Genomic DNA, 12,779 nt, shown 5'->3' with positions numbered 1-12,779 from the left:
CCGGACACCCCCTGTACAGCGTACGGCGCCAGTGATCGAAAGGAGCCGCCCCCTACCGCCGAAGGAGCGTCTCCTTACGCCATAGGGGATCCCCCCCACGCCGAAGGGGCGTCCCGCGCACATGGCGCGGGACGCCCCTTCGGTCAGCCACCGGCGGTCACGGCACCCAGGGCACCGGAACCTCGGCCGCCGACGTCACGAGTGCGTACGCAGCAGCGTCCGCATCGTCCGCATGGCCACCGACAGGTTGGCCAGATCGAACGCGTCCGAGCCCTGGATCTCCTCCAGCGTCGTGCGCGCCCGCCCGAGGATCGGCGCGTTCTTCTCCTCCCACGCCGCGAACCGCTGCTCCGGCGTCGAGGTCCCGTTCCCCGCGGCCAGCACGTCCGCGGTGAGCGCCGCGTGCGCCGCGTACAGGTCCTCGCGGATGGAGGCGCGGGCCATCGACTGCCAGCGGTCGGCCCGCGGCAGCTCGATGATGCGGTCCATGAGCTGGGTGATGCCGAGCCGGTCGCCCAGGTCGTAGTAGACCTCGGCGACGGCCAGCGCGTCCTTGCCCATGCGGTCCGCGATCTGGACGATGTCGAGCGTCGGGAACGCGGAGGAGAACCCGGCGACCCGCTCGGCCAGCTCCTCCGGCACGCCCGCCGCGGTCAGCTCGTCGAGGATCGACTGGTACCACTCGGCGTCCGCGCCCCGCAGCATCTTCGGCATCGCGGCCCAGACCTCGGTGACCCCGTCGCGGAAGAACGCGATGGTCTCCGCGAGCTGGAGCGGCTGCGGCCGGTTGTTGAGCAGCCAGCGCGTGCCGCGCTCCACCAGGCGCCGCGAGTGCAGCCGGATACGGGTCTGGACGTCGGCGGCGACGACATTGTCGAGCGCCTCGACCGCGTCCCACACCTCGCTCAGGCCGAAGATCTCGCGCGCGGCGAGCTGCGCCCGCACGATCTCCTCAAGGGACGCGCCGGTCTCCTCGCGCAGCCGGTGCAGGAACGTCGAACCGCCCGTGTTCACCGTGTCGTTGACCAGGACCGTGGTGATGATCTCGCGGCGCAGCGCGTGCCCGTCGATCGCGTCGGCGTACTTGTCGCGCAGCTCCTGCGGGAAGTACGCGTGCAGCAGCCGGCGCAGGTACGCGTCGTCGGGCAGCGTCGTCTGGATCAGCTCGTCGGCCGCCGTGATCTTCGTGTAGGCGAGCAGGACGGCCAGCTCGGGCTGGGTCAGGCCGCGCCCGGTGTTGAGGAGTTCCTTGATCTGCCGGTCGTTGGGCAGGAACTCCAGGGAGCGGTCCAGGTGGCCCTGCTTGCCGAGCCGGCGCATGAAGCGCTGGTGGGCGTGGAGCAGGGAGCCCGACTGGGCCTCGGCGTTGGCGAGGGCGGTGTTCTGCGCGTAGTTGTTGCGCAGGACGAGCCGGCCGACCTCGTCGGTCATCGCGGCCAGCAGCTTGTTGCGCTGCTTGACCGTCATGTCGCCCTCGGAGACCAGCCCGTTGAGCAGGATCTTGATGTTGACCTCGACGTCCGAGGTGTTCACGCCGGCGCTGTTGTCGATGGCGTCGGTGTTGACCTTGCCGCCGGTGCGGGCGAACTCGATGCGGCCGAGCTGGGTCGCGCCGAGGTTGCCGCCCTCGCCGATGACCTTGGCGCGTACGTCCTGGCCGTCGACGCGGATCGGGTCGTTGGCCTTGTCGCCGACGTCCGCGTCGGACTCCGCCGAGGACTTGACGTACGTACCGATGCCGCCGTTCCACAGCAGGTCCACCGGGGCCTGGAGGATGGCCTTCATCAGCTCGGCCGGGGTCATCTTCGACTGGCCCGACTCGATGCCGAGGGCCTCGCGGATGTGGGCGTTGAGCTGGATCGACTTCGCGGAGCGCGGGAAGACGCCGCCGCCCGCCGAGATCAGCTCCTTGTCGTAGTCGGCCCACGAGGAGCGCGGCAGCTCGAACAGGCGGCGCCGCTCGGCGTACGAGGTCTCCGCGACCGGCTTCGGGTCGATGAAGATGTGCCGGTGGTCGAAGGCCGCCACGAGCCTGATGTGCTCGCTGAGCAGCATGCCGTTGCCGAAGACGTCACCGCTCATGTCGCCGACGCCGACGACCGTGAAGTCCTCGGACTGCGTGTCGACGCCCAGCTCGCGGAAGTGCCGCTTGACGGACTCCCAGGCGCCGCGCGCGGTGATGCCCATGCCCTTGTGGTCGTAGCCCGCCGAGCCGCCGGAGGCGAACGCGTCGCCGAGCCAGAAGTCGTAGGACTCCGCGACGCCGTTGGCGATGTCCGAGAAGGACGCGGTGCCCTTGTCGGCGGCGACCACCAGATAGGTGTCGTCCTCGTCGTGGCGCACCACGTCCGCCGGGGGCACGACCTCGCCGGCCACCAGGTTGTCGGTGATGTCGAGCAGCGCCGAGATGAACGTCTTGTACGAGGCGATGCCCTCGGCCAGCCACGCGTCCCGGTCCACGGAGGGGTCCGGGAGCTGCTTGGCGACGAAGCCGCCCTTCGCGCCGACCGGCACGATGACGGTGTTCTTCACCATCTGCGCCTTGACCAGGCCGAGGATCTCCGTACGGAAGTCCTCGCGCCGGTCCGACCAGCGCAGACCGCCGCGCGCGACCTTGCCGAAGCGCAGGTGCACGCCCTCGACGCGCGGCGAGTACACCCAGATCTCGAACGCGGGCCGCGGCTCGGGCAGGTCCGGGATGGCCTGCGGGTCGAGCTTCATGGAGACGTACGCGTGCGGGGTGCCGTCCTCGCCCGTCTGGAAGAAGTTCGTGCGCAGGGTCGCCTTGATGACGGTGAGGAAGGAGCGCAGGATGCGGTCCTCGTCCAGCGATGCGACCTGGTCGAGCGCGCCGTCGACCTCCTCCAGGAGACCGTCGATCAGCTCGGTGCCGGCGCTCTGCCGCTCCGGGGACATCCGCGCCTCGAACAGCGACACCAGCAGGCGCGTGGTGTGCACGTTCGTACGGAGGGTGTCCTCCATGTAGTCCTGGCTGAACGTGGAACCGGCCTGGCGCAGGTACTTGGCGTACGCGCGCAGCACCATCGCCTGCCGCCAGGACAGCCCGGCGCGCAGCACGAGGGAGTTGAAGCCGTCGTTCTCGGCGGCGCCGGTCCAGGTCGCGGCGAACGCCTCCTGGAACCGCTCGCGGCCGTCGGCGCCCAGCTCGTCGCCGCCGTTCGCGGAGGCGGGCATCCGCAGACCGAAGTCGTAGATCCACGCGGTGGTGCGGTCGGCGCAGCGCAGCTCGTACGGGCGCTCGTCGGTGACCTCGACGCCGAGGCGCTGCAGGACGGGCAGGACCGCCGACAGGGAGACGGGCTCGCCGCTGCGGTAGATCTTGAAGCGGCGCTCACCGGCGGCGGCGCCGACCGGCTCGTACAGGGACAGCGCGAAGTCCTTGCCTGGTCGGCCGTCGTGGGCGAGCTGCTCCAGGTGGGCCAGGTCGGCGACGGCGGAGCGCGGCGAGTGGTCGGCCTTGTAGCCCTCGGGGAACGCCTGGCCGTAGCGGCGCAGCAGCTCGGCGGCGCGCTCCTCGCCGCACTCCGCGTTCAGCGCCTCGGCGAAGCCGTCGGCCCAGGAGCGGGCGGCCTCCACGAGCCGCGCCTCGATGCGGTCCTTGTCGGCGTCCGACAGGTGCGGCAGCTCGGTGCCCGGCGGGACGCGGACGACGAAGTGCAGGCGGGAGAGGATCGACTCGGTGTTCCAGGCGGTGAAGTCGACGCTGGTGCCGTCCAGCTCCTCCTTCAGGATGTCGATGATCTTCAGCCGGACGCCGGTGGTGTAGCGGTCGCGCGGCAGGTAGACGAGCGCCGAGTAGTAGCGCCCGTACTCGTCCTTGCGCAGGTACAGGCGCAGCCGGCGCCGCTCCTGGAGGTAGAGCACGGAGGTGACGATGGAGCGCAGCTCGTCGGCCGGGGTCTGGAACAGCTCGTCGCGCGGGTACGTCTCCATGATCTGGAGCAGGTCGCGGCCGTCGTGGCTGTTGGGCGTGAAGCCGGCGCCCTTGAGGACCTCGGCGACCTTGCGGCGCACGACGGGCACGCGGCGCACGGACTCGGTGTACGCGGCCGAGGAGAACAGGCCGAGGAAGCGGCGCTCGCCCACGACGTTGCCCTCGGCGTCGAACTTCTTCACGCCGACGTAGTCGAGGTAGCTCGGGCGGTGCACGGTGGCGCGGCTGTTGGCCTTGGTCAGCACGAGCAGCTTGTGCTCGCGGGCCTTGGCGCGGGCGTCGGCCGGGAGCCGGTTGAACGACGGGGAGACCGGGTGGTGGTCCTCGGCGTCGTGCTGCGGGTCGGAGCGCAGGATGCCGAGTCCGGTGCCGGGCACGGCGGACAGCGAGTCGTCGTCGGTGAGCGTGTACTCGCGGAAGCCGAGGAACGTGAAGTGGTCGGAGGAGAGCCAGCGCAGCAGCTCGCGGGCCTCCTCGACCTCCTGGTCGTCGAGGTCGGCGGCGGTGGGCTCGCTCGGCAGCTCGTCGGCGATGCGCAGCGCGGTGTCGCGCATCTTCTCCCAGTCCTCGACGGCCTCGCGCACGTCCGACAGGACGCGCAGCAGGTCGGAGGTGATCTGCTTCAGGTCGGCGCGGTCGGTCTCGCGGTCCATCTCGACGTGGATCCACGACTCGGTGAGCACGTCGTGGCCCTCGGCGGTGGTCCCGGCCGGCAGCACCTCCAGGAGCTTGCCGGCGACGTCACGGCGGACGACGACCTGCGGGTGGATCACGACGTGGATGCCGCGGCCCTGGCGGGACAGCTCGTTGGTGACCGAGTCCACGAGGAAGGGCATGTCGTCGGTGACGACCTCGACCACCGAGTGGCTGGAGGTCCAGCCGTTCTCCTCGACGGTCGGCGTGTGGACGCGGACGTTCGCGGTGCCCTGCGGGCGGTTCCCGGCGAGGCGGTAGTGCGAGTACGCGGCGCCGAAGACGTCGTCCGGTTCACGGTCGCTCAGGTCTTCAGGTGCCGTGTGCAGGTAGTAGCGCTGGAGAAAGGCGAGCACGGAGTCCCGGTCAGGCGTGCCCGCGCCCTTCGTCCCCGTCGGTAGGTACCCCCCTACCGGGCTGTTCTCAGCTACCCGCGCCGCCCTGGTGAGCAGCTCGGCTTTGGCTTCGTCCAGCTTGGTCTGCATGGTCCTCTGGCTCCTGTCGCGCGCCTTTGCGTGACGTAGACGTGACGTGGGTGAAGCGGTCGGTGTAACGCCGCGACGCGGGGTGTCCGGTCAGACTCGACGTTATGCCGGGATGGGAGAAGTGCGGACGGTTATGCGCCATATTCAACGAAGTGGCCATCCGCCGGAAACGATCAGCGGCTGCGCGCCGGGCACGGTCGCTGTGGCGTCCCGTGAACTCCCGGCGCGGGCAGGGGGCGACGATGCCCCCGCGAGCTATCGCGCTGATCACGGGTCAAGGCTATCTCCCTCCGAGGGGGAGTCGTCATGAGCCGTATGTGTACAAAACCAGCGCCGGAACTTTGACACTCTGCACAGAACCGCGCAGTTGAGCGTCGGGTAGGGGCCCGCCCCTCAGCCCCCTCTGTGACGGAAGACACGCCCCGCCTTCTAGGTATACGGAGGGGCCGGGTACGCCGATATGCGTATACGGGGATCGCCGGATACCGATGCGGGAGGCGCCCGGCGCGGGCAGGCTGGGAGCGTGCCGCACCACGGGCGCCGGACAGTGGCTGGCCAACTCCCACGACTGTCGTGGCAACGGCGCCGCCGGCACACGGTGGCTGCCCTCGTCGGCGGGGCAGCCACCCCCTCACCGGGAATGGCGAACTGGCGTCCAGGGTGACTCCCCAGGGGCGCGGGGAACTGCGCGACCAGCCACGATGATGACGACGCCAGAGAACCCGCCCGAAGGGGCACTACCTCAGGGGCGCGGGGAACTGCGCAAGACACCCGCTTCAGCCCCGCTGAACCTCACGCCCCCGAAACGATCCGCCCCGCGACCTCGACCGCCTTCGCCAGCGAATCAACCACCGGCACCCCCACCCCCTCAAGACTCCCCCGACTGTGCGACCCCCCGCTATAGAGCACCGCCCGCGCCCCCGCGCCGATCGCCGCGACCGCGTCATCCGCCGCATCCCCGATGACAACCGTCCGCTCGGGCGCGACGCCCGCCACGCCCTCAAGCGCCCCGAGATGCCGCACCATGTGCGCCGCCTTGCTCCCCCCGGAGGGCCCGACCCGCCCGTCCACCCGCACGAACCGCTCCGCGATCCCGAACCGCCGCACCATCGGCACCAGCTCCTCATGCCCGTACATGCTGAGGATGGACTGACTGCGCCCGGCGGCCTGCCAGCTCGCCAGCAGCGGTTCGACACCGTCGGTGAGCGTGCAGGAGGGCGCGTGCACGGTGTAGTGCCGGTGGAACGCCTCGTCCATGACCAGCCACTCCGCGTCACTCGGCAGCCGCCCCAGCAACCGCTCGTAGAACTTGGGCACGGGCACGCAGTACAGCTCCCGGTACCGCTCCAGCGTGATCGGCGCGAGCCCCAGCTCCGCGAACGCGGCGTTGGTGGCGCGGATGATGGCGTCGTTGTCGTGGAACAGCGTCCCGTTCCAGTCCCAGACGATGTGCGCGCCGCCACCCCGCGCGCCGCCCCGCTCCGGTGGCGTCCCCTGCTTCCCCATGCGTACGAACGTACCTGCTCCCCTGGCCCGCTCCCAGAGCCCGGTTCAGCCCTCGCCGAGACCGATGAGGTGCGGGATCTCCTGCGTGGCGAACCACAGCAGCTCGTGGTCCTCGGCGCCGTCCACGACGAACTGCGCGTCGTCGTCCCCGTGATCCGCCGCGCCGAGCGCCCCGGCCGCGGCGGCGACGTCGGCCTCCGCGTCGTCGGCGTCGACGTGCACGGCGGCGGCCTTGGCCAGCGGCACGCTCGCGCGGACGGTGACCTCGCCGAGCGAGGCCGGGTCGAGGCCCCGGTCGGGGTCGGCGACGGCCGCGCCGTCCGCGACGTCGACGGCGACGACGACGCGCCGCCGGGCGGCGTCCGGCTCCCCGGCGAGCATGCGCAGGGAGGCGAGCGCGGCGCGGTTGAGGGCCGCGTACTCCAGCTCCTCGATGTCGTCCGACAGGTACCACTCGCGCAGCGCCGGCGTCACGGCGAAGGCGGTCAGCGGCGCGGGTCCCAGCTCGCCCGCCTTGTACGCCTGAGCGAGCCGGGGCAGGGAGAGAGGTACGTACACGCGCATGACGGTCCGCTTTCGTAGTCGTCCGTGGAGGGTCTCAGGATACGTGCGCCGGTCCCCCTTCGGGCTGCCGCCCGCTGTCGCCGCCCACGTCAACCCGGCGCCGACCGCCCCGGGCCGCGCCCGCTCCCCACAAGGCCGCACACGGGTGCGGGGCCACCCGGATAGGTGAACCGGTCCGCCCGCCGACCCGCGCTCCGGCGCCCATTGCCGACCCCTCCCCCGGGCCCGTACAAGGTCCCTTACGAAGTGTTACTCACCAGTATCCGGAGGCGAGAACGCGTGCAGAAGGTGATGACGAGGCGAGGGCCCCGACGCGCGACCAGGCCGCCCGGCCGCCGTGACCAGCGCCGCCCCGGGCGCCTGACACCGGCCCCGCCGCCGCACCCCACCGAGCTGTTCACCCAGCGGCTGCTGCTGGTGCTGACCGGCGACCGCCCGCCCCACTGGTTCGCCCGGCACACCGTCGGCCACGCCTACGAGGACCTGCTGTGGCTGCTCGAACACCGGCCGCTGCCCCGCACCGGCGCCGTCCCCCGCGTCCACGACATCGGCCACTTCGAGGCGGGCCCGAGCGCGTACGAGGTCTTCGCCCGCATCACCGTGGGCCCGCGCCTGCACGCGCTGGCGTTCCGCATGGCCCGTACCGCCGATCACCGCTGGCGCTGCTCTGCGGTGGAGCTGGACACGCGCCCGCCCCGCGACACGTATTGAGGGCGGGGAACGCGAGAGGGCCGGGCACACCCGGTGCCCGGCCCTCTCGCTCAGAAGCGCTCCCGCCCTACTTCTTGCGGCGGCGGCCCTTCTCCTTCTGCTGCTTGCGGCGCTCGGCGCGGGTCAGCCCGTCCGCCGTGGAGCGGGTCGGGCCGCCCTCGGTGACGAAGTCGCCCTCGTCGACGCCGCCCTCGGCGTTCGGCGCCTGGAAGTGCAGGCGGTCCGGGCGGGCGGGCGCGTCCAGGCCCTTGGCCCGGATCTCGGGACGCGCCTGCGCGGGCACCGCGTCCTCCTTGGCGAGCGAGGTGGGCGCCTGGTCCTCGACCGGGACCTCCTCGACCTGCTGCTCGACCTGGACCTCCAGGTTGAACAGGTAGCCGACGGACTCCTCCTTGATGCCCTCCATCATGGCGGTGAACATGTCGAAGCCCTCGCGCTGGTACTCGACCAGCGGGTCCTTCTGGGCCATCGCCCGCAGGCCGATGCCCTCCTGCAGGTAGTCCATCTCGTACAGGTGCTCACGCCACTTGCGGTCCAGCACCGACAGGACCACGCGGCGCTCCAGCTCACGCATGATCTCGGAGCCGAGCTGCTCCTCGCGCGCCTGGTACTGCGCGTGGATGTCGTCCTTGACGGCCTCGCTGATGAACTCGGCGGTGAGCCCGGCGCGGTCGCCGGCCTCCTCCTCCAGCTCCTCCACGGTGACCTTGATCGGGTAGAGCTGCCGGAAGGCGCCCCACAGCCGGTCGAGGTCCCACTCCTCGGCGAAGCCCTCGGCGGTCTCGGCCGCGATGTACGCGTCGATCGTGTCGTCCATGAAGTGCTGCACCTGCTCGTGCAGGTCCTCGCCCTCCAGGACGCGGCGGCGCTCGCCGTAGATGACCTCGCGCTGCCGGTTGAGCACCTCGTCGTACTTCAGGACGTTCTTACGGGTCTCGAAGTTCTGCTGCTCGACCTGCGACTGGGCGGAGGCGATGGCGCGGGTCACCATCTTGTTCTCGATCGGCACGTCGTCCGGCACGTTCGCCATCGACATGACGCGCTCGACCATCTGCGCCTTGAACAGCCGCATCAGGTCGTCGCCGAGCGACAGGTAGAACCGGGACTCGCCCGGGTCGCCCTGACGGCCGCTTCGACCGCGGAGCTGGTTGTCGATGCGGCGCGACTCGTGGCGCTCGGTGCCGAGGACGTAGAGCCCGCCGAGGCTCTTGACCTCTTCGAACTCGGCCTTCACGGCCTGCTCGGCCTTCTCGAGCGCGGCGGGCAGGGCGGCGGCCCACTCCTCGACGTGCTCGACGGGGTCGAGGCCGCGCTGGCGCAGCTCCGCCTCGGCGAGGTCGTCGGGGTTGCCGCCGAGCTTGATGTCGGTGCCTCGGCCGGCCATGTTCGTCGCCACGGTCACGGCGCCCTTGCGGCCGGCCTGGGCGACGATCGTCGCCTCCCGGTCGTGCTGCTTGGCGTTGAGCACCTCGTGCTGGATGCCGCGCTTGGACAACTGCTGCGAGAGGTACTCGGACTTCTCGACGGAGGTGGTGCCGACCAGGATCGGCTGCCCCTTCTCGTGCTTCTCCGCGATGTCGTCCACGACCGCGTCGAACTTGGCGATCTCCGTGCGGTAGATCAGGTCGGCCTGGTCCTTGCGGACCATCGGCTTGTTCGTCGGGATGGGCACGACGCCGAGCTTGTAGATCTGGTGGAACTCGGCGGCCTCGGTCATCGCCGTACCGGTCATGCCGGAGAGCTTGTCGTAGAGGCGGAAGAAGTTCTGCAGGGTGATCGTGGCGAGCGTCTGGTTCTCGTCCTTGATGTCCACCCCTTCCTTCGCCTCGATCGCCTGGTGCATGCCCTCGTTGTAGCGGCGGCCGGCGAGGATACGGCCGGTGTGCTCGTCGACGATCATGACCTCGCCGTCGATGACGACGTAGTCCTTGTCCTTCTTGAACAGTTCCTTCGCCTTGATGGCGTTGTTGAGGTAGCCCACCAGCGGCGTGTTCACCGACTCGTACAGGTTGTCGATGCCGAGCCAGTCCTCGACCTTGGCGACACCCGGCTCGTGGATGGCGACGGTGCGCTTCTTCTCGTCGACCTCGTAGTCGCCGGTCTCCTCGATGCCCTTGAGCGGGTTGCCCGCCTCGCCCTTCTTCAGGCGCGTGACGAGCTTGGCGAAGTCGCCGTACCACTTGGTGGCCTGGTCGGCGGGGCCGGAGATGATCAGCGGCGTACGGGCCTCGTCGACGAGGATCGAGTCGACCTCGTCCACGATCGCGAAGTTGTGGCCGCGCTGGACCAGCTCCTCCTGCGACCACGCCATGTTGTCGCGGAGGTAGTCGAAGCCGAACTCGTTGTTCGTGCCGTAGGTGATGTCGCAGTTGTACATCTCCCGGCGCTGCGCCGGCGTCATGTTCGCCAGGATGCAGCCCACGGACAGGCCGAGGAACTTGTGGACGCGGCCCATCATCTCGGAGTCGCGCTCGGCCAGGTAGTCGTTCACCGTGATCAGGTGGACGCCCTTGCCGGACAGCGCGTTGAGATACGCGGGCAGCGTGCCGACCAGGGTCTTGCCCTCACCGGTCTTCATCTCGGCCACGTAGCCCAGGTGGAGCGCCGCGCCACCCATGAGCTGCACGTCGTAGTGACGCTGGCCGAGGACGCGCTTGGCGGCCTCGCGGACGGTGGCGAACGCCTCGGGCAGCAGGTCGTCCAGGCTCTCGCCGTCGGCGAACCGCTCCTTGTACTCGTCGGTGAGTGCGCGCAGCTCGGCGTCGGAGAGGCTCACGAAGTCCTCTTCGATGGAGTTGACCTGGTCCGCGATGCGGTGCAGCTTGCGCAGGATCTTGCCTTCGCCTGCACGCATGATCTTCGAGAGGACGGACACGGGGGTTGGTCTCCTTGCCGGTCGGGCCTGGCACGGTCGGTTACTCAAGCGACAGCCTGAGCAACGGCCATCGTATGCGAGGACCCCGCCGCGCCGGGAGGTCTGCCATGAGGTCCAACGGCCCAGGGCGCCGGAAGGTGCCGGTACGTGCCATGAAATCTGGTGCGTCACCCCGTACGACCCCGCACAATCGGGCGATGGACCCCGTGACGCTGACCACCGACCGCCTCTTCCTGCGCGCCTTCGAGCCCGCCGACACCGAGGAGGTGTACGCGGCGGCGCAGGACCCCGAGATCCAGCGCTGGACCACGATCCCCTCGCCCTACGCGCGCGCGGACGCCGAATACTTCGTGAACCGGGTGGTCGCGGACGGCTGGCGGACCGACAGCGAGTACACCTTCGCGATACGCGCGGCCGAGCACGGCCCGGTCGCCGGCGCCCTCTCGCTGCACCACCCGCGCGCGGGCGCGTGGGAGGTCGGTTTTTGGACGACGAAGGAGTTCCGGGGGCGCGGCTATATGACGGAGGCCGTCCTCGGCCTCGCCCGCTGGGCCTTCACCGCCCTGTCCTGTACGCGCCTGGAGTGGCGGGCCGAAGTGGGGAACGTGGGCTCGCTCACGGTCGCCGAGCGGGCCGGATTCCGCCTGGAGGGCGTGGTCCGCGCGGGCCAGCCGAACAAGGGCGTGCTGCGCGACTGCTGGCTCGCCTCGCTGCTCCCCTGTGACCTGGGCCTGCCGAGCGCGCTGCCCTACCTGCCCGCGAAGACGCCCTGAGGCGTTGTCAGTGGCGCCCCCTATCGTGTCGGGGCATGACGACCCTGCCGCGTGACGCCGCTCCCGCCGCTCTGTCCCTGTCGGCCGACGAGGCCCGCCGTATCGCCCTGCGCGCCCAGGGTTTCCTCGGCGCGCCGGACCGCAGGGCGGGGGTGCGGGGCGTGCTGCGCTCGCTGGGCGCCGTACAGCTCGACACGATCTCCGTCCTCGCCCGCTCCCACGAGCTGATCCCGTACGCGCGTCTCGGTGCCGTGGGCCGCAAGACCGTGGAGGCGGCGTACTGGAGCGACACCCACGCCTTCGAGTACTGGTCGCACGCGGCGTGCGTGCTGCCGATCGAGGAGTGGCCGCACTTCGCGTTCCGCCGCCGCGCCTACCGCACGCGCCCGCAGTGGCACCACCATCTGCCCGACGGCGCCTACGCGCAGGTCATCAAGCAGTTGCGCGCGGAGGGCCCGCTGACGGCGACGGAACTGGGCGGCGCGAAGAACAAGGGCGAGTGGTGGGACTGGTCCGAGTCGAAGATCGCCGTCGAGCGGGCGCTGATGTACGGCGACGTGGTGTGCGTCGAGCGGCGTGGCTGGAAGCGGGTGTACGACCTGGCGGAGCGCGCGATTCCGGCGGACCTGCTCCATGACGACCTGGACGACGCGGAGTGCGTGCGCCGCCTGGTCCGCCAGGCCGGGCAGGCGCTCGGCGTGGGCACCCGCGCGGACATCGCCGACTATCACCGCTTGAGGAACGAGCAGGTGGACGCCGTGATCGCGGACACGGACCTGGTGCCGGTGACGGTCGAGGGCTGGGGCGGAAAGCCGGCCTGGGCCGCCCCCGAGGCCCTCGCGTCGCCGCCGCGCGGCAGACACCGTACGACGCTGCTGTCGCCGTTCGACTCGCTGATCTGGGAGCGGGCGCGCACCGAGCGGATCTTCGGCTTCACGCACCGCCTGGAGGCGTACGTGCCCCGGCCAAAGCGCGTGCACGGCTACTTCGCCATGCCGGTGCTGGCGGGCGGCAGGCTGGTGGGCCGGGTGGACCCGGCGCGGGAGGGGACGACGCTGGTCGCCAAGCAGGTGTCGCTCGACGGCCCGAAGGCGGTACCGGCGGTGGCGCATGCGCTGCGGGAGGCGGCGAGCTGGGTGGAGTGCGACAGCGTACGGGTGGAGCGGATGGACGTGCCGGAGCTGAAGCGGGCCCTGATCGCGGCCCTGGCCGACTGA

General features: G+C 70.7%; 7 protein-coding genes. 3 read left to right on the top strand and 4 right to left on the bottom strand.

Translation table 11 applies throughout. The features are described from left to right. Positions 1 to 195: 195 nt before the first annotated feature. The 3 genes from ACZ7LY_RS12260 to ACZ7LY_RS12250 form a co-directional block, all read right to left on the bottom strand. On the bottom strand, positions 196 to 5,133 hold the full coding sequence (locus ACZ7LY_RS12260) for an NAD-glutamate dehydrogenase (protein ID WP_471624477.1): 4,938 nt from the start codon (positions 5,131 to 5,133) through the stop codon (positions 196 to 198). A 792-nt stretch (positions 5,134 to 5,925) separates the two neighbouring features. Then, a complete protein-coding gene (locus ACZ7LY_RS12255; protein ID WP_471624476.1) occupies positions 5,926 to 6,639 on the bottom strand; it encodes an HAD family hydrolase in 714 nt (237 codons plus the stop codon). Between the two features lie 45 nt (positions 6,640 to 6,684). After that, positions 6,685 to 7,203, bottom strand: a complete 519-nt coding sequence (locus ACZ7LY_RS12250) for a DUF6912 family protein (RefSeq protein WP_471624475.1) — start codon at positions 7,201 to 7,203, stop codon at positions 6,685 to 6,687. Positions 7,204 to 7,494: 291 nt separating this feature from the next. Here ACZ7LY_RS12250 and ACZ7LY_RS12245 point away from each other — a divergent pair, with 291 nt between their 5' ends. Then, the gene (locus tag ACZ7LY_RS12245) at positions 7,495 to 7,914 is read left to right on the top strand and encodes an Rv3235 family protein (RefSeq protein WP_471624474.1); all 420 of its coding nucleotides are present in this window, start codon (positions 7,495 to 7,497) and stop codon (positions 7,912 to 7,914) included. Between the two features lie 67 nt (positions 7,915 to 7,981). On the opposite strand, the gene secA is transcribed toward ACZ7LY_RS12245, so the two are convergent. Beyond that, positions 7,982 to 10,789 (bottom strand): preprotein translocase subunit SecA, encoded by a 2,808-nt coding sequence (gene secA / locus ACZ7LY_RS12240; RefSeq protein ID WP_471624473.1) that lies wholly within the window; start codon positions 10,787 to 10,789, stop codon positions 7,982 to 7,984. 197 nt (positions 10,790 to 10,986) lie between these two features. Here secA and ACZ7LY_RS12235 point away from each other — a divergent pair, with 197 nt between their 5' ends. Together ACZ7LY_RS12235 and ACZ7LY_RS12230 are read left to right on the top strand one after the other, a co-directional pair. Next, positions 10,987 to 11,562 carry a GNAT family N-acetyltransferase gene (locus tag ACZ7LY_RS12235; protein ID WP_471624472.1) on the top strand — a complete coding sequence of 192 codons (576 nt, stop codon included), beginning with the start codon at positions 10,987 to 10,989 and terminating at the stop codon, positions 11,560 to 11,562. A gap of 35 nt (positions 11,563 to 11,597) precedes the next feature. Then, complete coding sequence (locus ACZ7LY_RS12230) at positions 11,598 to 12,779, top strand: winged helix-turn-helix domain-containing protein (protein ID WP_471624471.1); 1,182 nt, start codon at positions 11,598 to 11,600, stop codon at positions 12,777 to 12,779.

Source organism: Streptomyces sp. NPDC107550 (genome assembly GCF_055639095.1).
Note: the sequence above shows the minus strand (reverse complement) of the source record. Positions and strands in the feature narration are given on the sequence as shown.

Coding starts and splice junctions, on each gene's coding strand:
- ACZ7LY_RS12235 (WP_471624472.1), top strand. CDS start 10,987: ATGGACCCCGTGACGCTGACCACCGACCGCCTCTTCCTGCGCGCCTTC.
- ACZ7LY_RS12260 (WP_471624477.1), bottom strand. CDS start 5,133: ATGCAGACCAAGCTGGACGAAGCCAAAGCCGAGCTGCTCACCAGGGCG.
- ACZ7LY_RS12245 (WP_471624474.1), top strand. CDS start 7,495: ATGACGAGGCGAGGGCCCCGACGCGCGACCAGGCCGCCCGGCCGCCGT.
- ACZ7LY_RS12255 (WP_471624476.1), bottom strand. CDS start 6,639: ATGGGGAAGCAGGGGACGCCACCGGAGCGGGGCGGCGCGCGGGGTGGC.
- ACZ7LY_RS12250 (WP_471624475.1), bottom strand. CDS start 7,203: ATGCGCGTGTACGTACCTCTCTCCCTGCCCCGGCTCGCTCAGGCGTAC.
- ACZ7LY_RS12230 (WP_471624471.1), top strand. CDS start 11,598: ATGACGACCCTGCCGCGTGACGCCGCTCCCGCCGCTCTGTCCCTGTCG.